The organism is Rhizobium rhizoryzae, from assembly GCF_011046895.1.
GTDB lineage: Bacteria > Pseudomonadota > Alphaproteobacteria > Rhizobiales > Rhizobiaceae > Neorhizobium > Neorhizobium rhizoryzae.
Window position 1 is genome coordinate 875920 of record NZ_CP049249.1, and the last position, 21581, is coordinate 897500.

The window sequence follows — 21581 nt, forward strand, 5'->3', positions numbered from 1 at the left end:
CGCTGTATTCGAGTTAGGCGATGAAGCCGATATGACAGATGGGCCCATAACGATACTATGAATGCAACTGCGGCAAGGTTACCAACAAGGACTTTCCAGGCATCCGTCATTCGGTAGGACCATCGGTTATACTGGTGGTTTCATTCAGAGTGAACTGGAGCCACCTGTTCGCGCATAGTCACAACCGCCCAAGCGAAATGCTCTCACGCCAACTTCTGACGCGAGCATATGATAAAAAGCTAAAAGAGCAGTTTATGGAGAAACCCGGCTGATCCTTACTCATGCCAGAGCATTCTCGCTGGCTCAATTTTTGGCAAAGATGCCTTCTGAGGCTAAACCATGGATGATAAGCACGCAACGCCAGTTTTTGGTGATCAAGCGTGGTTCATAGAGGAAACGGTTCATCGGCACCCCCGCCGAATTGAGCCTTAACCCCGGAAAATTCCAGCTCCCGCTGGCCCAAAATCGGGGTGCACTTCAACAACCGTTGGAGCGAACTCAAAACTGAATAAAACTTGGGGGCAAGGTCGGGTGGTTATTCCATATCCCTCGACGATCTTTTTTTTGCAGTTGCGCGAGCATTTCCCGCTCAGTCTGGTGCAGATCCCCAAACGATTCTTCAGAATTTTCGTCAGCCAGCGCAGCCAGGGCCGGCAGGATGTCAAAAGCCTTCTGCGTGATGTTCAGGATTTGGGTTCGCCGGTCAGTCGGGTCGGTGAGCCGGATGAGATATCCGCGCGCGGTAAGGCTATCCGCGAGCTTCGTGATGGCCCCCTTGGTCATTCACATACGGTCGGTCATTCATGTCGGGGCGATCATGTTTTTTGCTGCCCGGAAACCTCCGTTGCTTTTACGGCAACGAACAATTCTCAACTCTCAACTTCCCAGCAACGCCTCGTTCTGAAACCATGCGCTGATCGCGTCCTGCATCAAGTGGCGCAGACGAGGAGCGTTGCGCATGGCCTATGTCATCACCAGTCCCTGCATCGATGTGAAGGACGGAGCCTGCACCGCGGCCTGTCCAGTCGATTGTATCTACGAGGGCGGGCGAATGTTCTACATTCACCCGGATGAATGCATCAATTGCGGCCTTTGCCTGTCGATCTGTCCCGTTGATGCAATTGCCTGGGATGAGGAGATCAAAGCCGATGCCCGAGACTTCATCGAGATCAACAGGGAATTCTTCTCGGCGAGCGTCAGCGGCCTCGGCTCTCCGGGCGGCTGGGAAAAGGTAATGCTGCCCGTCGATCATCCCGCCATCGCATCATTCGAGAAGCTATCCGCTTAAACAATTCCCTGGGGAGAAGATTGCAGCATGTCCAATATCAAGGGGGTGATCCCCGCCGTACCGACGCCGTTTACAGCAAACGGCGAAATCGCCATCGATGCCTTCATCGAACATTGCCAATGGTGCCTGAACAATGGTGCTTCCGCTCTCAACGTGCTTGGCACGACGGGCGAAGCCAATTCGCTTTCCGTTGCTCAGCGCAAGCAGGTCATGACAGCTGCGGCGACGCAACTTGACCGTTCTCGCCTGATGGTGGGAACGGCAGTGCCAGACCTGGCCACCACGATCGAATTGACGAAACTTGCCGCTGAACTCGGATTTGCGGCAGCTCTCGTCTTGCCGCCCTTCTATTACAAGCCCGTAGCGGAAGATGGGCTGTTTGCCTGGTTCAGCCGGATCATCGAGGCGACGGCGGATCGCCCCATCGACATCTACCTCTATAACTTCCCGCAGCTTACCGGCATCGCATTCAGCCCGTCCTTTGCCGCGCGCCTCAAGGCAGCTTTTCCCGAGCGTCTCAAGGGTGCGAAGGACAGTTCCGGCAATCTGGATTACGCTCGCGAACTCACGGCGATCGCAGATTTCGCGGTCTTCCCCAGCAGCGAAACATCATTGGCGCAAGCGGATCAGTCAGGCTTTGCCGGCTGCATCTCAGCCTCCGTCAATGTCGATCCTCGCTGCTCCGATCTCCTGTGGCGGGATCAAGAAAACGCTGAACTTCAGACACACGTTCGAGAGCTCAGAACCGGCATTGCCGCCTATCCGCTGGTCGCAGCCGTCAAGCATCTGGTAGGTCGCCGCAGCGGAAATCAGGTCTGGTCGAATGTCATGCCGCCCAATATGCCGCTGACCGATCCGGCTGCACAATCGTCTCTGGCGGATCTGGTTGAGGCCCGTGAAAAGGCCGCCTGAACCTCAACGGGCGACGATCTCCTCGATCGTCGCCGCAAACTTTGCGAGGCGGTCAGAGAGATATCCGGCCATGACCTCCGATGCATAGGGCAACTTGCGGGTTCTGGGAATGATCACGCCCAATTGCGCGGCTTCGTTTCTGACGCCGGAAATCGGCAGCGCCAGCACTTCACCCGACTTCAATTCCTCGTAAAAGCCCATGGGCGTATAGAAGGCGACACCCGCGCCGGAAAGGATCAGTGGCTTCAGCATCATCTGATTGTTGCTGGAAACCAATGCACGAGCATGCCGCTCCAGCGCGCCGAGTTCCAGCGAAAACATCCAGCTTGTCACGTCATTATCGAGTTGCAGCAGGAGCTTGAACTGGGCGCATTGCTCGACGGAGACTGTTTTCATCTTGGCCAGCGGGTGCCCCTTCGCAACAATTGCCATGATGGGCATAGGCACCGACGAAAGCAGGCGCACATCACCGGGCCGGGCGATATCGAATGTGATGCCCACATCCACATCGTCATCCGTCAGCAAGCGAAATATCCGGGCATAATTTTCCGTGCGAATGCGAAAGTCGACTGCCGGATGGCTGCGCATGAAATCCGTCAGGCACTGAGGCATGAAAGTGATCGCCAGACTGTCCAGACACGCAATCGGAATTCGACCGGTGATTTTCCCGGCGAGATCACCAAGCTCGCCTCGCATGACCTCGTAATCCTGCAGCGTGGCCTTAGCATGGCGAAGCACGATCCTTCCTGCCCCCGTCAGCCGCAACCCGTCCGGCAGCCGCTCGAACAATGGGATGCCGAGCTCATCCTCCAGCTTTTTGATCTGGCGACTGAGCGCGGAGGTCGCCACATGCAACTCTTCGGAGGCCTTGCGAATGGAGCCGGAGCGGGCAACGGCCGCAAAATACTTGAGGATGCTGGCGTGCATGGCGTCTCCGGCGGTTCACATCCATAGTTTTACCGCAAGCTCAGCGTCCCTTCCAGACCGGCTTTCGCTTCTCGAGAAAAGCTGTCACGCCTTCCTGCGCGTCTTCGCTTTGCAGAGCACGGACAAGCGGCTTGGTGCGCAAGGCCTGCGCCTCGGCAGGCGAAAGATGCCCCGTCCGATTGACCGTATGCTTGATGGCCTTCAGCGACAGCGGCGCACAGGCAACAATTTCACTGACCCAGCGCTCGACCGCTTCGTCCAGATACTCGGGTTGCACAACTTCATTGACAATCCCTAATTCGTACATCTCGGCGGCGCTGAATTGCCGGCCGGTCATCAGAACGGCCATGGCGCGATTATGTGGAATTTTCCGTTGCAGCAGCACCATGCCGCCATCGAGCGGCATGCGCCCCACCCGCGCCTCTGGCAGGCCGAAACGAGCATTCGATGCGGCAATCACGATATCGCAGCCGAGCACCATCTCGAACCCGCCGCCGAGCGCAAAGCCATTGACGCGTGCAATCACCGGAACATCAAGACTGCGGCGGAAGGAAAGCCCGCCGAAGCCATTGGGCCGATCTTCCGCCCAATATTCGATGCCGGATTTATCGACTCCCTTCATATCCGCACCGGCACAGAAGGCTTTTGCGCCGGACCCAGTCAGCACCACGCAGCTGATGTCGTCGCGGCCCTCGATTTCCTGCCAGATTGCTTCGAGTGCAGCTTCCGTCGCGGCATCGACAGCATTCATTCGCTCGGGCCGTTCAAGCGTGACCCGCGCGACCCGATCAATCACCACGAACTGTACGCTCATGCCGCATCCTCACGGCCATCCGGGCCAATGGATGCGAGGATTTCACCGTTGTGCTCACCAAGGCGCGGCGGCGGAATACGAACGCTGACCGGCGCGGCGGACATATCGATGGGCGAGCCGATCAACCGGATTGGCCCTGCCGCAGTTTCCCCGGCCTCCAGGATCATGCGGTTGATCAGCGTCTGCTCGTCTTCGAGCGCTTCGGCAATGGTGCGAACCGGCGCACAGAGTATATCCACCTCCTCGAGGCGCTTGACCCAATGGGCGGTTGAATTCTTCTTGAACTCCTCGCGGAAGACGGTCTGCAATTCCGGGCGATGCTGCATCTGAACGTCGAAATTGGCATAGCGCGGATTGGCTGACAGATCCTCGATCTCCAGCGCCTTGCAGATATCCTGCAGCGGGTTCTGCTTGAAGGCGCCGACCATGACGATTGCACTGTCGGTCGTCTCGAAGACGCCGGTCAGCGGAAAGGCGCCCCAGTTCAGCTCCTTGTTGCGCATCATATGCACTGTGCCTTCCTGCATCTGCATGGCAAGCATGGAGGAATAGAGGCTGACAGCCACCTGCTGGCCCTCCCCGGTTTTTCCGCGATGAAGAAGCGCCAGCAGAATTCCCTGTACGAGATGCATGCCTGCTGAGAAATCCGCGAGCGGCGTGGCGTAGATGGAAAGCGGATGGCTCTGATCGGACTTGCGCCGCATGACGCCGGATACCGCCTGAGCAAGCACATCCTGTCCGCCCTTGTGCTCGTAGGGACCCGTCAGACCGTAGCCGGTGCCGACAGCATAGATGAGCTTGGGGTTGCGCTTTTTCAGCGCCTCATAGCCAAACCCCATCCGCTCCATCACACCGGGGCGGAAATTGTTGACGACGACATCCGCCTGATCGATCAGCGCCAGCACGCTTGCGCGCGCATCTTCCCGTTTCAGATCCAGCGCCAGACTGCGCTTGTTGCGATTGAGCGAGCAGAAGACCGGGTTGTTCAGACCGTCTGGATCCGAGCCCAGCGACCAACGGGAGAGATCGCCGATCTTCTCCTTCTCTATCTTGATGACATCGGCGCCGTAGTCACCCAGCATCTGCGTGCAGCAGGGACCAAGCATCACTTGCGTGAAATCCACGACACGAATGCCGGAAAGGGGAAGAGTGTTCATTCTGCTGCCTCCAGGTAGCTGGCATTTGCGGAAGGGGTGTCGCCCGGATCGGCCCCTTGCGCGCGCATCTGTTTTTGTATGGATTTGATATCGGCTTTACGCACAGTCGTTCCGGCATTGAGGGCCACAGTGGCAGCGATGCCTGCCGCCTCGCCCATAGCCATGCAGGGTGGTATCTCACGGCTGGATTTTTGCGCCTGTGGCGTTGCCGAATAATGGCGACCGGCCACCAGCAACTGATCCACTTCCTTGGGCAGCATGGCGCGGTAGGGTGTGTAGTAGTCGCGGCCGCGGCAGATGGTATCCGCAAAATGCCTACGGCTCATCACGTCATCCTTGGTCACCACATATTCACCCTGCAACATGCGCGTCTGGCGCACCCCCGTCTGTGGTGCAAAATCCACCACATAGGCGTCCTCAAACCCTGGAAGCTTGGCACGGGCGAACTCCATCAAGCGACCCATCCGCGCCCTGCCCTCCACTTCCGCCGCCGCCAGATCCTCAACCTTGAGGCCGGAGAGTTTCGGCATATGCGGGCAGTTGAGCCAGATCACGCCCGGCAGCGGCGTCTTCAGCCACCAATAAGACCAGCAACCGCCGATGAGACGCTTGGCTTCATGATCGAGCGCCTTGAAGGCTTCCGGCTCCTCAAACTCAAAACGTTCCGCAGCTTCCGTATCGACGCCGCCCCAGCGCGAGACGGTGGTAAGGATAAACGTATCCTCAATATGCGAGGCACCGGCATTGGCAGCCACATCCAGATCCCCGGTCGCATCGATCACGACGCCCGCCATGATGGCTTCGAGACCGGACTTGGTCTGGCACACCACGCCCTTGATGACCCCGTCTTCAACGATTGCCGAGGAGAACCAGCTATGGGTGCGAAGCTTGATACGGCATTCGGAGAAAATGTCGTAGGCCACTTGTTTGAAACCATCAGGATCGAAGGCGGCGGCATAGCAGATGGGATGTGGCGCGGTCGGCGTGTGGAAATCGAAGAGACCCCAGCGTGCCCAGCGACGCCAGCTCTCCGGCAAGTCGCGTTGATCGATCTGTCGGTCGTTCTCATCCGGCACGACGCAGAGGTTTTTGGAGCGCATGCGCTCGATCATCTCGGTGCAGATGCCCTGAACGGTGATCTCCAGACCATTCACCATATCATCCAGCACAAGCACCATGCCGCCAGCAGCCAGGCCGCCGAGATAAGGATAGCGCTCGATGAGCGTGACTGACGCGCCATTTCGGGCAGCAGAAATAGCGGCCGATATTCCGGCGGGTCCACCGCCGACGACAACGACATCGGATCTATCGACAATAGTCGCGGGGCGCTGAGGGATGTGAATGGTAGCGTGCATGGTCGTTCCTCCCGGTCATGCCGGCACGGTGAAGGGTTGCGCAGTCTGCAGGACGCGCGATTATTCTGGTTTCAGGTTGGTGGAGGTCTATTCGTGGCTGGAGGGCTTCCAGCGGATGACCTTCTTCTCCGCAATGGACACGACGAAGAACAGCACCACGGCCAGCGTCGCGGCGATAACCACCGTTGCGTAGAGCAATGGCGAGCGGAAGTTATAGGTTGCTTCGATGATCAGCGCGCCGAGCCCATAACTTGAGCCAATCCATTCTGCCACGATTGCACCCATGACGCTGCTGGTCGCCGCGATTTTCAGGGCCGCAAACAGGAATGGCAGAGAGGCTGGAAGACGGACCTTCCAGAAAATCTCGCTATTGCTGGCTGACAGAACCCGCATCAGATCGAGCATGGCCGGGCTCGCCGATTTCAGCCCTTGTACCATGTTGACCAAAGTCGGGAAGAAGCAGATCAACCCGGCAATGATGATCTTCGGCGCAATGCCATTGCCTACCAACAATACGAGGATTGGCGCCAGGGCTATGATGGGGATTGACTTGATGATGACGGCGATTGGATAAAAAGCCTTTTCCGCCAGCGGACTATAGACGAACCAGACCGCCAGCAGAACCGCTACCAGGTTTCCGAATACGAGACCAAGGGCCGCCTCCAGAAGGGTCGGTAGCAGATTGCTCCACAGTATCGCGCCGTTTTCCTTGAAGGCATACAGAACCGCGACCGGACTTGGTGCCATGAATGTCGGCACCGAAAAGCCCCAGACAATGAGCTGCCAGAGCAGAACACATCCGGCAATGGCAAGAACTGCGGGAAGGTTATCGACGACTGGTGCCAGCAATCGGTTTGTCCGCATGGCCCGCCGCATTGCGCCTTCCCCTGGCCGAGCATTTGCGGGTGCAATGGAATGGATAGAGTCGGCCATCAGCATTCCTCCAGAAGACGACGAAGATGCGCAGTGATGCGGATGAATTCGACTGTGTCACGCATCGCAAGGCCACGTTCGGAGGGCAGCTCCACCTTCATGAATTCCTTTACCCTGCCCGGATGGGCGGCCAGCATCAGCACATATTCGCCAAGGAACACGGCTTCCGGGATCGAATGCGTGACGAAGACGATGGTGGTGCCCGTTTCCTTCCATAGCCGGAGCAGTTCCTCGTTCAGCTTGTCGCGCGTGATTTCATCCAGCGCTCCGAACGGCTCGTCCATCAAAAGGATGCGCGGGCGTGTGACCAATGCGCGGGCGATGGCGACGCGTTGCCTCTGGCCCCCTGAGAGTTCGTGCGGCAGCGCGTTCTCGCGACCTTTTAGTCCGACGAGTGCCAGAAGCTTCCCAGGATCGGCATAGCCTGACGCATCCTCGCGCTTGCCAACTTCGAGCGGCAGCCGGACATTTTCAATTGCTGTACGCCACGGAAGGAGCGTTGCTTCCTGAAACACAAAGGCAAAATCGCGTCCCTCGCGTGCCTGCTGCGGCGTGCGGCCCAGCACGGAAATCGACCCTTCGCTGATGTGGACGAGATCGGCGATGCAGCGCAAAAGCGTGGACTTTCCACAACCCGACGGTCCGATCAACGTCACCAGCGCTCCCCTCGGGATTGTCAGGCTGACATCCTTCAGAGCCGTGAACTCCGATTGCCCGCTCCCGAAGCGGACGTCGAGATGATCCACCGACACTGCCGAAGAAACGGGATCCGGCGCTTGCATGTCGATTTTTTGCTGAGCCAAAGCCATGAGCGTTATCCCACCTGTTTGCGGATATCGGCTGTCGCCTCGAGCACAGACAGGGTCATGACATCGTCCACTGTTGGCACTTTTTCCTTGAACTGTCCGAGATCCGCATAGGACTTGATCTGGGCAGACCAGTTCTCCTTGGTCATTGCTCCCCAGCCGCCCGTCTTGGTGGTTTCATTGAAGGCGAACTTCATCAAAGGACCGATTGCCTCCATCTCGCTGGCCTTATCGAGATTGGGGAAGGCTTCGACCAGAAGGTTCACGGCCTCTTCCTGGTGGGCGCGGGCATAGCCCCATCCACGGGCGGTTGCTGCCATCCATCCGGCAAGTTCCTTCGGATGCTCTGCCAACTCCTTGTCCGTGGTATAATATACGTTTGCGTAAAGCTGGATCCCTGTATCCCAGAGCATCAGGTCTACCCTATCCTCGCCCAGCACTTTGAGAGCGTTGGTGTTAGTGATCCAGCCAACAACGGCGTCTGCCTGGCCAGTGACCAACTGGTTCATATCTGCGCCCATGTTGACGATCTTGACCTTGTCTTCGGGCACATTGTTCTTCGCGAGAAGCGCACGCAGCAGGATAGCGCCGGTTGGCTGAATGGCGACCGTCTTGCCGATCATGTCCTGCGCCGTGCGGATCGGCTTACTCTTGCGGGAGAAATAGGCATAAGGGTGCTTTTGATATCCTGCCGCTATAGCCTTGATCGGCACACCCGCGCCTCTGGCGAGCATCACCGATGGACTGGACGAAATCTGACCAATTGAAGCCTGACCCGATGCCACCCCGGCAACACCATCAACGTTCGGGCCACCGGGAACAATCTCCAACTGGAGACCTTGCTCGGCGTAGTACCCCTTCTTCATCGCAACGACTTCGCCAAGCAAACCGTTCGACGCAAGCCAACCGAGTTGCATGCGAATTTTTGCGGGCGAGGCCGCCGAAGCAGGCTCTATGGTAAGAAGCGTCTGGGCTGCGGCAATGCCACCGATCGCCATGGCGGATTGGATGAAACCTCTTCTGCTGACTGCGAATTCCGACATGTCGTTCCCCTCTCTCTGTTGTTTAAGAGATTCTCATTAAAGGGATCATTGCCGAAGCATGCGTTCGCATAAAGAATAATTTTGCGCGCAATCCGTTGCCGTTTCGGCAAATGATGTGGAACGCGGCTTCTCCGGCGAAGAGGCTCTATTCCGTCGACAATCAACTTGTGTTGGTTTCCGCTTTGGCGGCGACGCGGAACTCCTACAGCTCGGTTTCGATTTACGATCGTTGGAACAAGAGAGAGAATCACTTACAATTTCGAAAATCTGCGTCCGTATCGGCTGGCAGGATGCGGTCCTCACTAACGATGGCCGGTCGAATTTGACCCGGTAACGGGGCGCGCACCTCGTTAATCCGGGGTGGCCAATCTCCGCCGAGACGATGGCAATCCATCACATTTCTCGACGAGTAAATCGCCTAAGCGCCCGTTTGGAAAGACGTCGCTCCAGCCATCCAGCGCCGCGCCTCAGCGGAGGCGCACCGTGGATCTGTACCTGGCAATGCGAGCTGTGCGTCTGGCCAGACCTGACACGGTTTTCCAACCAGATGCTACGGTATCAACGCAGACCCGAAGGCTTGGTCCACGAACTCGGGCTGCCGGCGCATCGCGCCAGGCAAGATGCCTACGTCACAGCGCATCACCTGCGCGAGCTGTCGAATAGTGCATCGATCGAGCGGTTTTTGCAGTCGAGCACTGAACCCGGCCTTCTCCGGCGCGTTCCGTTCCGGCCGGATCGCGGCGAGAGTTGGGATCGGCTCCGCATGGATGCGCTGCAGGACTATCTTCGCGACCGGAACGCAGACCTTCGCTTCGACGCCCAAACCGAATTGGCAAGACGTGGGGAGGATGGGCAGGCGAACACCGACAAGCCGGCACCCTTTCGAAAACATGTCGAACTGCTCTGCTATTCGGTGCTTCTTATCCCTGTCATCTGTCGGCAACGACAAAACATGCGAGCGTTCGCATATCAAGCGATGGCAGCAAGACGTCACTGCTGGCACTCATCGTGTAGTGACGGTTGTCTGGCGCGCAAGAACGCTCGAAACAGGAATGGGCATACCAGATGAAGCGGAGACCGCGAAAGCCGTTCGCCTCCCGCAAGACCGGCTAAAAGGGTTGCCGCAGGAGGGTCAGCATAGCACCGGCAACGCCGGGACCCGGGACCGACAGCCCCCGGCGCGCGGGGCTGCTTCTCAGATTTCAGGACCGCCACCTTGCTTCCGTGATCAGAAGTGCCCCACTTCTACGCTGGATCCAAGCCGGCAGATAAATCAGGCAGATCATGATAGTGGCATTTGGAATGCGGGAAACGGGTCATCGGGACGAGTATAGTCGGCCCGTTATAAGCTCATACCTAGCCATCCTGACAAGCCGCCGCAATCCTGAACGCTGTCGATTTTCCGAACACTTAGCTAGTCAGCAAAGTTTTTGTCGCATGCGGCGTCGATCACGATAACATTGCATTATGGCTAAGCATGATCCCACTCTCTCGCTCTTGTTCCACGCGCTTGCGGACCCGACGCGTCGATCAATGTTGACCAAGCTCGCCGAGGGGCCGGTCAGCGTGACTGATCTCGCGGAACCGACGAGACTGCAACTGCCAACTGTGATGCGGCATCTCTCGGTGCTGGAGGAAGCGGGGCTGATAACCACGGCGAAGGATGGACGGGTTCGGACCTGCGCCATCGTGCCTGAGGCATTTGATCCCACCCGAACATGGCTCAAGCAGCAAGAAGCGCTTTGGGACGCTCGGCTGGAAGGGCTGGACTCCTTTGTGATGAAGACAATGAAAGGGTGTGAGAAATGATGGACGATATCGAGAGTACTGCCGACCGGACCATGGTGCTGCAGCGGATCATCAGGGCGCCGCGATCCGTTGTTTGGAGCGTGTGGATGAACCCGGAAACGCTACCTTTGTGGTGGGGGCCGGAAGGCTTTTCCTGCCGAACAAGGAGGATCGAGTTGCGCAGCGGCGGCGAATGGGTCTTCGACATGATAGCGCCGGAGGGAACGGCTTTCCCGAACCACCACCTTTACCACGAAGTTCAGCCTGAGGAGCGAATACGATATGCGCTGCTTTGGGGCGAGAACGGACCCAAGCATGCTGACGCCATCGTGGCGATGGAGGAAGAGGATGGCACAACCAAGGTAACGCTGACGATGATCTTCAGCACGGCTGCCGAATACCAGACGGCCAAGGGCTTCGGAGCGGAAGAACTAGGGCAGCAAACACTGACCAAACTGGAACGTTTGGCGGCATCGCACTGAAGCAATTATGGCCAGCGGCCTGTTTCTGTGCCGGATCCAAAGCCCGGACAGATGGCCGCTCCGACCAGCGAGGTGCAGAACAAAACTCTTGCAAATCTGGAGCCGTCCACACATGGCGCGCGTCGTCTCATGGTTTCCCGCCAGGCGGACGCAGGCAATGTCTCGCATAAATTGCGTTACAAAGGCGCTTCACATGTCAGTCGCTGGTACAAACACCTCTTTGGTGCTCCGCCTGGGCGTGACGCAGGATTTATGCAGGCAATTATAAACTCGAACTAGGAAGACACGGGTATTCCTGTTGCAACCGACCAACTGATCGCTGAATGGGGCGTGCCGCACATCCTCATCAACAATGCCGGCATCGACAGCAAGCCGAATGGCGATGCAGACCAGAATGCCCCATTCGAGGACTATCCGCAAAAATACTGGGACGAAGTGATCGACACCAACCTCACGGGCGTGATGCTGACCACCCAGGTGATCGGCAGCAAAATGGCCGAGCCCGGTCGCGGCTCCATCATCATGGTCGGCTCAATGTATGGTCTTGTGTCGCCTAACCAAGCGCTCTATGCCTATCGCGAAGCCCGCGACGGAAAGCCGTTCATCAAGGCGATCTCCTACGCCGCCTCGAAATCCGGCCTGGTGAACATGACTCGCTATCTCGCCACCTATTGGGCGAAGAAGGGCGTACGAGTCAATCTCGTAACCTTCGGCGGCGTCAGAACCGGCTCTTTCGACAAGGAGTTCATCGATGCATTCCTTGAGCGGGTCCCCATGGGCCGCCAGGCAGAGATCGAAGAGTTTGGCCCGATCGTGCATTTTCTCGGCTCCGACGCCTCCACTTACATGACCGGCGCCAACCTGGTTCTTGACGGCGGCTTCACCGCCTGGTGACGGCATCCGCCTTCCTGACGTCTAATCCGCTCGGCCAGCCGAGCGGGTTCTTTCTTCGAAAGCACTCGTTTGGCCACCTGCCTGCACTGCATTCTCAACGATTTCTGAGTTTAAGCCACCTGTCTGAAAGCCCGTCGGCGTAACACCGAGCGCATTGACCGTCACTAGCCGACAAAAGCGGCCGCCAATCGGCATGCAAAGTGGTCACTGGCGTCAAGTGGTTGCAAGGCATCGTAAACTTAACGGGCTGTCGAGCAAAATGTGGGATCTGGCGTTATGGAATACGGGCTTGATGAACAGGCGGTTCCAAAAGGGGGGTGCCATCCTTTTTGTAGTTGAGGAGATCAATTTCAATGGTGACGCGGAAGCAAGAGCAAGGCGTATCTGGGCGATGTCGTCGCCATTCGTTGCCGGCCCCTGCAAGAAGCGGCAATTTCTGCCTATGACCTCTAAGCGATCATAGCCTGTTAGCTTCAGGAATGCCTCATTGACAAAGACGATGGCAACGCCCGGGCTTCGGGCGTCGGCGCTATGGGACAGTTTTGTTGCAGCGGCCAAATCTTGGGCAATAGCGCAACCCGTGGCAGATGTTGCGAAGATTATCGATATCGCATTGACGCAGCTTGCAACCGAATATTCATTCAAACGGTCGGTGCGGCTGCTGCGGAACAACCGCAGCTCGATCTCAATTTCTGACACGCGCAAGGACGGTCTGGTACTTTGAAAACGCTTAAGCCGCTGATCCTGACAGCACACATTTGCGGCAGCGACCTTGAGCCGTTTGACCGTCTTCGTCAGGCGAACTTTCCGCGAGACCGAAACTTTCTTCGCGCCCACCTGACAATGTTTCACCGTATTCCCGGCGAATACAAGGAACAGGTTGTCCAGCATCTGATAGATGTTGCGGCAGGGCATGCTCCAATCACGGCTGTCGTCAGTGGCCTTCGTCATCTCGGTGCGGGTGTCGCGTTTTCGATTGTCAGTCCAGAGCTTCAGGCCATCCACGCCATACTGAGGCGAGCCTTCATGCCATGGCTGGGTGGGCAGGACATGCAAAAATGGCAGCCCCACATCACAATCCAGAACAAGGTCTCGAAACTGGCAGCGGATTCCCTTCATGCAGCGCTAACGAGAGAGTTTCAGCCGCATACGATCGAGATTATCGGCCTTGATCTTTGGCGGTATCTCGGCGGTCCGTGGCAGCACGAAAGCTTAGCCATATTTGGCCAAGTTCGCTGATACGAATCGTCACGGCGCCAACTCGAACTGCTCGGAAGCTACGCCTTCATCCCAGCAGTGATGGGCATTGACCTCAGCGTTGGCAACTTAACCCCAAAACGAAAAAGCCTGCCGCGGGAGGAGGAGTGCCGGTGTTCCGACAGACGATCCTTGGCAGGAGGAGTGGGCCGTCTGAAACCGAAGCTTTGCGGGAGGAGGTGCATCGCTTCGATAAGAATGAAGGTAGTCGGAATTGGCCTGCTGCCGGTAATCGAGAAGCGTGTTGGATCGTCGACACCGAATGGAGCAAGCGTTCGTTTCTCAAGGTCCCGCAGAGGCAAACATTGCGGTGCAACCGATTGGGCAGAGAGTCTTGCCCAACCCTAAGAGGCCCTTTCAAAGTGCCGAGGCTTGGGGAAAAGGCGGAACCTTAAATCCACGCGTCGCGTTTTGCCTTTTTACAGGAAGCGCCTCATGTCGATATCGCCACCCATCCACTTTTCATCTGATCTCGAGACCATCAACGACGATGAGCAAGAGACAATTGCTGGCCTCAATCAACAATTCGATGTCATCATGCAAAAGACCGCAGAAGACTATGGTCATGCCGTGCGGTCTGTGCATGCAAAATCACATGGCATCATCGAAGCGGAAATGACGATCGCAGACGGCCTGCCGCCTGAATTGGCCCAGGGTATGTTCGCGACGCCCGGAGTTCATAAGGTTTTCTTGCGCCTATCGACGAATGCGGGCGACATTCTCCCCGATGCCGTCTCTCTGCCGCGAGGTTTGGCCATGAAAGTGCTGGATGCTGAAGGGCCGCGCCTTCCCGATGCCGAAGGTTCCACCCAAGACTTCATCATGGTCAATGGACCCGTATTCCAGGCACCAAACGCGAAGAAATTCCTGTCAGGTCTGAAGCTCCTCGCCAAAACGACAAACCGGATGGAAGGCACCAAGACTGTGATGTCAAGCGTGCTTCAGACGGTGAACAAGGGCCTTGAGGCTGTCGGTGTCGCGAGCCCGACCATTCAATCGCTTGGCGGCGCGCCGAACTCCGATCCACTCGGCGAGACTTATTTTAGCGTTACACCGTTCCGCTACGGCGACTATGTTGCCAAGTTCAAATTGAAGCCGATCTCGCCTGACCTGACTAAACGGACGGATACCCTGATCGACGCAAGCGTCCAAGAAAATGCCATTCGCGAGACTGTTCAGGCAGAAATGCAGGAAACCCACGGAGTATGGGAATTCCAGGTCCAGCTTTGTCGTAATTTGGAGCAACAGCCTATCGAGGATCCGACGGTAGAGTGGAAAGAGGAAGACGCTCCTTTCGTCACAGTTGCGACGGTCACTGCGATGCCACAGGATAGCTGGAGCGATGCGAACGTCCAGAAGGTCGACGAAGAGATGCGGTTCAGCGTATGGACAGGCCTAGAGGCCCACCAGCCCCTCGGCAACATTAATCGGGCACGTAAAGATACCTACCGACATTCGGCAGAATTCCGTGCCCGGTTCAATGGCTGCCCGTTCCACGAACCATCCCGCTGATCCCATATTATCTCGCGAGGCGTTCCAGTTGACGGAGCGACCTCGCCGTTTTTTGATCGGGAAGCATCCGTGACTGAAACCGTTCAGAACCAGCGCCCGAAGACATTCTGCCGGCAGGATTATTAAAATCGATCGCACGTGTTATCGGCGCCAAGGGACCCTCCCGAATAGTTCTTGAGCAAGTGGCCCGACAGAAGAAGCCGGGTGGTGTCATGCGAGTTTCCAGCGCCCGGCTCAAATCGGTAAACCACCGCCAATTTGAGTTTTGCGAGATTTGTGCGAAAGCAACGATTTCACATCTGACAAGCGCCCGCTGCACACCGGCTTTCTGACGCGAAATTACTGTGATGGCGCTTCACGAGTGGGAAGACTACGACTCCGAACAAACCGGCCGGCTGACGCAGCTGTTGCGCCACAACATTGCAACTGTCTGACCATGAAGAAGCCACGCGGTGCTCTTGTCACCCCGTTGTAAAACGCCACATCATCGTGACCTGAGACCCGACTTCCCTCCATTTTTTGGGAGAGTCTTGGGTTTTCTGCTCTGGGACCAAACCTTGGACCGCCGGGAATTAGAGTTTCCGGCTCTGATCACGATGGCTGGCTGGTAGCGCCACCGGGATTATGCAGTGCGATCGGGACGTTATAACCGATCGCCGAGTGAGGACGTTCCTCGTTGTAATATCGACGCCAAGTCTCCAACTTTTCGCGGGAATCTGCAAGGGTCAGGAACCAATGAGCATTCAGGCATTCCGATCGCAGCTTGCTGTTGAAGGCCTCGATGAAGCCGTTATCAGTCGGTTTGCCCGGGCGTGAGAAGTCCAGGGTGACGTTGTTGGCATAGGCCCAGAGGTCAAGATCACGGGAGATGAACTCGCTGCCATTATCCACCCTGATCGTCTTCGGATAGCCGGTCTTTCGGCAGATGCCTTCGAGGGTCTGGACGACATCCTCGCCGCGATAGGTGAAGCGAGCGTCGGCGGCCGGGCAGTAGCGCGAGTGCGTGTCGACCACGGTCAGGATACGCAGCTTCTTGCCGGTTGCGAGCTGGTCATGAACGAAGTCCATCGCCCAGACATCGTTCGGCCCGACAGCTTCCTGACGATCATCTCGGAGCTTTGCCTTCACACGCCGCTTGGGATGCTTGTTGCGCAGCTGAAGCCCTAACTCGCTGTAAATTCTGCGTGTCTTCTTCATATTGATCTTCCAGCCGTCGCGGCGCAAATGCACATGGACGCGGCGGTAGCCATACCGCACACGTGTCTCGCAAATCTCCTTGATGCGTCGTTCGAGTGGGGCCTGTCCGGTGCGGCGGGATTTGTAGTGGTAGGTCGATGTATCGAACTTCAGGACCTTGCAGGCCCGTCGAATCGATATGCCCAGTCCACCAGCATCCCGTCGATCAGCTTGCGCTTCCGGACAGGCCTCAGAGCTAATGGGATGGTCCGCCCTGTCTCCCGAGAGCATAATGGAAGCAGGCAAAAAGGAGGGCCTCAGTGATGGATCGCAATCAACCGCGTGACTGCACTGTTTTTGGAGTAGATATTGGGAAGAACGTGTTCCACGTCGTCGGCCTGGATGGTTCAGGTGCGATTGTTCAGCGAGTTAAGTTCCGACGAGAGACATTGCTGCAATTCTTCGAGCGTGCGGCGCGTACGCTCGTGGGAATGGAAGCCTGTCCCGGGTCTCAGTGGCTGGCGCGCAAGCTGCAGACAATGGGACACGAAGTCCGGATTATTCCCGCGCAGTTTGTGAAGCCTTATGTGAAGTCGAACAAGAACGACACCATTGATGCCGCAGCTATCGCCGAAGCAGCAACGAGGCCGACAATGCGGTTTGTGGGTATTAAACAGCCGGACCAAGTTGATTTGCAGATGATGCACCGCGTTCGGAGTCGGTTGGTGTCAGCCCGGACAAACCTCATCTGTCAGATGCGTGCCTACTGCCTTGAGCATGGTGTCGCGATGCGACAAGGGGCTGGCGTATTCAAACTCGATATTTGCCGAGTTATTGAAGATCTGGACAATGATCTGACGCCAATGGCCCGTTCTGTTCTTCGCGATCTACATGACGATCTCCGCAGGCTGGAGGCACGTATCCGGCAAGTATCGGACGACATTGAGAAGATTGCAGACAGCGACGAGCGCGCGAGGCGCCTCATGACAATTCCAGGCATCGGCCCACTTGGAGCTACAGCTATTCTGTCAGCCGTCGGCAATCCCTCACGGTTTGCCAAGGCGCGAGACGTTGCAGCCTGGTTAGGCCTGGTCCCTCGTCAGTACTCGACCGGCGGAAAGCAAACGCTCCTCGGCATCAGCAAGCGGGGCAACAATTATATTCGACGATTGCTCATCCATGGTGCCCGCTCCTGTTTGATGCACCTCAACCGAGACAAGGATCGGCTTGGCCATTGGATCGATGAATTGCGACTCAGAATGCACGTGAACAAGGTGACCGTGGCTTTGGCTGCTAAGCTGGCGCGTATCGTTTGGGTGATACTCACGAAGCCCGGCGCCACTTACATGCGCCAGCCAGCTGCATAGCCCATCGCCATTCTGGCTCCTGAAGGCCAGACAGATTGCGAGGTTCGAAGGTGATGACGAGACAGTTGATCGGCATTCTGTAAGTCCTGGCTGAAAGAGGGCTTCGTGCCCGAAGAAGCTATTTGGAAACAGGATGTGCGGATCTCATCAGGGCCTGACTGCAACCGCAGTCCACTCGCGAGAGGCCGGATACATTTACGCAAACTGCATTCGTCAGCAGCTAAAGATCCTTGCAATGACAGGGCGGACCATACATTTCGGCGGATCACGTCCTGCAGCATCTCGCGGTCCAGCGTCAGATCGGCAACGATCTTCTTGAGCCTGGAGTTCTCATCTTCCAGAGCCTTCAATCGGCGCATCTCATCGGGCAGCAGACCCCCATACTTCTTGCGCCAATTGAAATAGGTCGCCTGGCTGATCCCCGCCTTCCGGCAAATCTCTGCCACCGGCACGCCGTCGTCGCCCTGCTTCAAAATGAACGCCTTCTGGGCGTCCGAGAACTTCGATGCCTTCATGCTTCCGCTCCTTTTCCCAGCCGGGAAATTACAGCGGAAAACTCCAATTATGAACGGTCCAGTTTTTGGGGATCAGAGCAGCAGCCGCGCTGTCAGATGGGAGTTTTCAACTTTTGCAAGAGCGAGCAAACGGAGCCCTTATCGTGTCGTATGGGGTTTTGTGGCGTTTCGTGCGCCCCTTGGGCCGACGTCGATTGCCTCGAGATGTCGTCTCACGACTGACGGACAGTATGTCGAACGCATCCATGCGGACTGCTCAGTTTTGCGATCCCCGTGTTGATGCGGGTGTTTGGGATCGTCTTTGTGTAGCGTTGGTTTGGAAACGCAAAAAGCCCCACAATGGGGGCTCTCTGGTATCACAGGGATTGTTGGTTGCGGGGGCAGGATTTGAACCTGCGGCCTTCAGGTTATGAGCCTGACGAGCTACCGGGCTGCTCCACCCCGCGTTATGTTTGAGCATTGTCTGGTTATTTGCCAGACTATGTTGTTTCTGTGTCCGTGGCGCATGCCCGGTTGTTTATTGTTTTGTCCTGCCTTTGGCCACTTTTGGTGTCCTTTGGTGGACAGGGCTGCTCTTGGCCTGTGCGTCGCATTTTTGGTATGACGCTTCTAGATTATTTTGCAGCAAAAAGGCCGCGTTGTCAGCGGCCCTTGTCTGTCGGCTTGGGCCGAAGTTTGTGTTGAGAAGATTTTGATTGCCTTTAGCAGACCTGGCAGCGACCTACTCTCCCGCGTCTTAAGACGAAGTACCATTGGCGCTGGGGCGTTTCACGGCCGTGTTCGGAATGGGAACGGGTGCGGCCGCCCCGCCATAACCACCAGGTCGGCTAAGGGCAATGTGATTGAGAAGCTGGTGAAGGTATGAGCCTTCGTTTTTGATTTGAACACGTTATTTGTTTTGTCTCTTTTTGTCTTTGACCTGTTTGAGTGTGCCACCCCTACAGGCCAGCGGCCGTCGCCAATCGTTTGGCGCGCCGTCCTTAAGCCGCAGCAAGCTTTGCTTGCGACAGCGTGAGGACAAAACAGATGGCATCATCTGTGCTGCAGGGCAGCACGGATGAGCATTTTCAATGAGAACGATCAAGCCAATCGGGCTATTAGTAAGGCTAAGCTTCATGCGTTACCGCACGTCCACACGCCTCCTATCAACGTGGTCGTCTTCCACGGCCCTGATAGGGAATACTCGTTTTCAGGTGGGTTTCCCGCTTAGATGCCTTCAGCGGTTATCCCTTCCATATATAGCTACCCTGCTATGCCGTTGGCACGACAACAGGTCCACCAGAGATATGTCCATCCCGGTCCTCTCGTACTAGGGACAGATCCTGTCAATATTCCTACACCCACGGCAGATAGGGACCGAACTGTCTCACGACGTTCTGAACCCAGCTCACGTACCGCTTTAATTGGCGAACAGCCAAACCCTTGGGACCTGCTCCAGCCCCAGGATGCGATGAGCCGACATCGAGGTGCCAAACAACCCCGTCGATATGGACTCTTGGGGGTCATCAGCCTGTTATCCCCGGCGTACCTTTTATCCGTTGAGCGATGGCCCTTCCACGCGGGACCACCGGATCACTATGACCGACTTTCGTCTCTGCTCGACTTGTCAGTCTCGCAGTCAGGCGGGCTTATGCCATTGCACTCGACGACCGATTTCCGACCGGTCTGAGCCCACCATCGCGCGCCTCCGTTACTCTTTCGGAGGCGACCGCCCCAGTCAAACTACCCACCATACACTGTCCCGGATCCGGATAACGGACCGCGGTTAGACATCCATGACGATAAGGGTGGTATTTCAAGGATGGCTCCACGAGAACTGGCGTCCCCGCTTCAAAGCCTACCACCTATCCTACACATGCCGACACGAATGCCAGTGTAAAGCTATAGTAAAGGTGCACGGGGTCTTTCCGTCTGACCGCAGGAACCCCGCATCTTCACGGGGAATTCAATTTCACTGAGTCTATGTTGGAGACAGCGGGGAAGTCGTTACGCCATTCGTGCAGGTCGGAACTTACCCGACAAGGAATTTCGCTACCTTAGGACCGTTATAGTTACGGCCGCCGTTTACTGGGGCTTCGATTCAAAGCTTGCACCTCTCCTCTTAACCTTCCAGCACCGGGCAGGCGTCAGACCCTATACGTCGTCTTATCGACTTCGCAGAGCCCTGTGTTTTTGATAAACAGTCGCTACCCCCTGGTCTGTGCCACCCCAATACACTTGCGTATAATGGGGTCACGCTTCTTCCGAAGTTACGCGTGCAATTTGCCGAGTTCCTTCAACATAGTTCTCTCAAGCGCCTTGGTATACTCTACCTGACCACCTGTGTCGGTTTCGGGTACGGTCTATAATGATGGAGCTATTTCCTGGAACCGCTTCCCTGCCCATCCAATCCAATAAGAATGAACAAGTTACGCAATCCGTCACTACCACCAGGCCCACGAATATTAACGTGGTTCCCATCGACTACGCGTGTCCGCCTCGTCTTAGGGGCCGGCTAACCCTGCTCAGATTAACTTTAAGCAGGAACCCTTGGTCTTTCGGCGAGGGGGTCTCTCACCCCCTTTATCGTTACTCATGTCAACATTCGCACTTCCGATACCTCCAGAGGCCCTCACGGGTCCTCCTTCACTGGCTTACGGAACGCTCCGCTACCACACATCTTACGATGTATCCTCAGCTTCGGTGCATGGCTTTAGCCCCGTTACATTTTCGGCGCAAAGACCCTTATTTAGACCAGTGAGCTGTTACGCTTTCTTTAAATGATGGCTGCTTCTAAGCCAACATCCTGGTTGTTTTGGGATCCTCACATCCTTTCCCACTTAGCCATGACTTGGGGACCTTAGCTGGAGGTCAGGGTTGTTGCCCTCTTCACGACGGACGTTAGCACCCGCCGTGTGTCTGCCGACTAGTACTCCTCGGTATTCGGAGTTTGGTTAGGATCAGTAAGACGGTGAGTCCCCATAGCCCATCCAGTGCTCTACCCCCGAGGGTATTCGGTCGACGCTCTACCTAAATAGATTTCGCGGAGAACCAGCTATCTCCGAGTTTGATTGGCCTTTCACCCCTAGCCACAAGTCATCCCAATCTATTGCAACAGATGCGGGTTCGGTCCTCCAGTTGGTGTTACCCAACCTTCAACCTGCTCATGGCTAGATCACTCGGTTTCGGGTCTAATGCAACTAACTAAAATCGCCCTATTCAGACTCGCTTTCGCTGCGCCTACACCTACCGGCTTAAGCTTGCTAGTTACACTAAGTCGTTGACCCATTATACAAAAGGTACGCCGTCAGCGTTTCCGCCTCCGACTGCTTGTAGGCATCCGGTTTCAGGTTCTATTTCACTCCCCTTGTCGGGG

The 21581-nt window shown here is 56.6% G+C and carries 16 protein-coding genes, 1 tRNA gene, 2 rRNA genes and 3 pseudogenes (1 of these 22 running past the window's edge); 8 read left to right on the forward strand and 14 right to left on the reverse strand.

The window, feature by feature from the left end; all coding sequences use genetic code 11:
- Positions 1-498: 498 nt before the first annotated feature.
- Complete coding sequence (locus tag G6N80_RS04815; RefSeq protein ID WP_165131706.1) at positions 499-783, reverse strand: MarR family winged helix-turn-helix transcriptional regulator; 285 nt, start codon at positions 781-783, stop codon at positions 499-501.
- A 175-nt stretch (positions 784-958) separates the two neighbouring features.
- On the opposite strand from G6N80_RS04815, the gene fdxA reads away from it, so the two are divergent.
- Entirely contained in the window at positions 959-1288 is a 330-nt protein-coding gene (gene fdxA / locus G6N80_RS04820) for a ferredoxin (RefSeq protein WP_062553887.1), read from the forward strand.
- A 27-nt stretch (positions 1289-1315) separates the two neighbouring features.
- Positions 1316-2200, forward strand: coding sequence for a dihydrodipicolinate synthase family protein (locus G6N80_RS04825; protein WP_062553886.1), 885 nt, complete (start codon positions 1316-1318; stop codon positions 2198-2200).
- 3 nt (positions 2201-2203) lie between these two features.
- Here G6N80_RS04825 and G6N80_RS04830 read toward each other — a convergent pair whose 3' ends face one another.
- From G6N80_RS04830 to G6N80_RS04860, 7 genes are all read right to left on the reverse strand, one after another.
- Complete coding sequence (locus G6N80_RS04830) at positions 2204-3127, reverse strand: LysR family transcriptional regulator (protein WP_062553885.1); 924 nt, start codon at positions 3125-3127, stop codon at positions 2204-2206.
- Positions 3128-3167: 40 nt separating this feature from the next.
- Positions 3168-3941 (reverse strand): enoyl-CoA hydratase-related protein, encoded by a 774-nt coding sequence (locus G6N80_RS04835; RefSeq protein WP_165131708.1) that lies wholly within the window; start codon positions 3939-3941, stop codon positions 3168-3170.
- The gene (locus G6N80_RS04840) at positions 3938-5098 is read right to left on the reverse strand and encodes a CaiB/BaiF CoA transferase family protein (protein ID WP_062553883.1); all 1161 of its coding nucleotides are present in this window, start codon (positions 5096-5098) and stop codon (positions 3938-3940) included. The genes G6N80_RS04835 and G6N80_RS04840 overlap by 4 nt, the downstream gene beginning before the upstream one ends.
- Entirely contained in the window at positions 5095-6453 is a 1359-nt protein-coding gene (locus tag G6N80_RS04845; protein ID WP_165131710.1) for an FAD-dependent oxidoreductase, read from the reverse strand. Before G6N80_RS04845 ends, G6N80_RS04840 begins: the two co-directional genes overlap by 4 nt.
- 87 nt (positions 6454-6540) lie before the next feature.
- The gene (locus tag G6N80_RS04850; RefSeq protein ID WP_165132372.1) at positions 6541-7329 is read right to left on the reverse strand and encodes an ABC transporter permease; all 789 of its coding nucleotides are present in this window, start codon (positions 7327-7329) and stop codon (positions 6541-6543) included.
- A gap of 56 nt (positions 7330-7385) precedes the next feature.
- On the reverse strand, positions 7386-8195 hold the full coding sequence (locus tag G6N80_RS04855; RefSeq protein ID WP_165131712.1) for an ABC transporter ATP-binding protein: 810 nt from the start codon (positions 8193-8195) through the stop codon (positions 7386-7388).
- 5 nt (positions 8196-8200) lie between these two features.
- The gene (locus G6N80_RS04860; RefSeq protein ID WP_165131714.1) at positions 8201-9235 is read right to left on the reverse strand and encodes an ABC transporter substrate-binding protein; all 1035 of its coding nucleotides are present in this window, start codon (positions 9233-9235) and stop codon (positions 8201-8203) included.
- 1467 nt (positions 9236-10702) lie between these two features.
- Between G6N80_RS04860 and G6N80_RS04865 the strand changes: the two genes are divergently transcribed.
- The 3 genes and pseudogenes from G6N80_RS04865 (at position 10703) to G6N80_RS04875 (ending at position 12399) form a co-directional block, all read left to right on the forward strand.
- The gene (locus G6N80_RS04865) at positions 10703-11044 is read left to right on the forward strand and encodes an ArsR/SmtB family transcription factor (protein WP_165131717.1); all 342 of its coding nucleotides are present in this window, start codon (positions 10703-10705) and stop codon (positions 11042-11044) included.
- Between the two features lie 20 nt (positions 11045-11064).
- Positions 11065-11505: pseudogene (locus G6N80_RS04870) on the forward strand (SRPBCC domain-containing protein); the annotation flags it as partial.
- A 330-nt stretch (positions 11506-11835) separates the two neighbouring features.
- The gene (locus G6N80_RS04875; protein ID WP_165131719.1) at positions 11836-12399 is read left to right on the forward strand and encodes an SDR family oxidoreductase; all 564 of its coding nucleotides are present in this window, start codon (positions 11836-11838) and stop codon (positions 12397-12399) included.
- Between the two features lie 213 nt (positions 12400-12612).
- Here G6N80_RS04875 and G6N80_RS23465 read toward each other — a convergent pair whose 3' ends face one another.
- The gene (locus tag G6N80_RS23465; RefSeq protein ID WP_343048701.1) at positions 12613-13350 is read right to left on the reverse strand and encodes a PAS domain-containing protein; all 738 of its coding nucleotides are present in this window, start codon (positions 13348-13350) and stop codon (positions 12613-12615) included.
- Between G6N80_RS23465 and G6N80_RS04885 the strand changes: the two genes are divergently transcribed.
- On the forward strand, positions 13237-13638 hold the full coding sequence (locus tag G6N80_RS04885) for a 2'-5' RNA ligase family protein (protein WP_343048702.1): 402 nt from the start codon (positions 13237-13239) through the stop codon (positions 13636-13638). The genes G6N80_RS23465 and G6N80_RS04885 overlap by 114 nt on opposite strands.
- A gap of 453 nt (positions 13639-14091) precedes the next feature.
- A complete protein-coding gene (locus G6N80_RS04890; protein ID WP_165131723.1) occupies positions 14092-15168 on the forward strand; it encodes a catalase family protein in 1077 nt (358 codons plus the stop codon).
- A gap of 591 nt (positions 15169-15759) precedes the next feature.
- Here G6N80_RS04890 and G6N80_RS04895 read toward each other — a convergent pair.
- Positions 15760-16601, reverse strand: a pseudogene (locus G6N80_RS04895) (IS3 family transposase); the annotation flags it as partial.
- 66 nt (positions 16602-16667) lie between these two features.
- Between G6N80_RS04895 and G6N80_RS04900 the strand changes: the two are divergent.
- Positions 16668-17711 (forward strand): IS110 family RNA-guided transposase, encoded by a 1044-nt coding sequence (locus G6N80_RS04900; RefSeq protein ID WP_210300926.1) that lies wholly within the window; start codon positions 16668-16670, stop codon positions 17709-17711.
- Between the two features lie 257 nt (positions 17712-17968).
- Here the strand turns inward: G6N80_RS04900 and G6N80_RS04905 are convergent.
- The 4 genes and pseudogenes from G6N80_RS04905 to G6N80_RS04920 form a co-directional block, all read right to left on the reverse strand.
- Positions 17969-18226 (reverse strand): annotated as a pseudogene (locus G6N80_RS04905) (transposase); the annotation flags it as partial.
- 369 nt (positions 18227-18595) lie between these two features.
- A tRNA-Met gene (locus tag G6N80_RS04910) sits at positions 18596-18672 on the reverse strand.
- A 262-nt stretch (positions 18673-18934) separates the two neighbouring features.
- A 5S ribosomal RNA gene (rrf, locus tag G6N80_RS04915) occupies positions 18935-19049 on the reverse strand.
- A 253-nt stretch (positions 19050-19302) separates the two neighbouring features.
- Positions 19303-21581, reverse strand: a 23S ribosomal RNA gene (locus tag G6N80_RS04920); it runs 525 nt beyond the window's last position.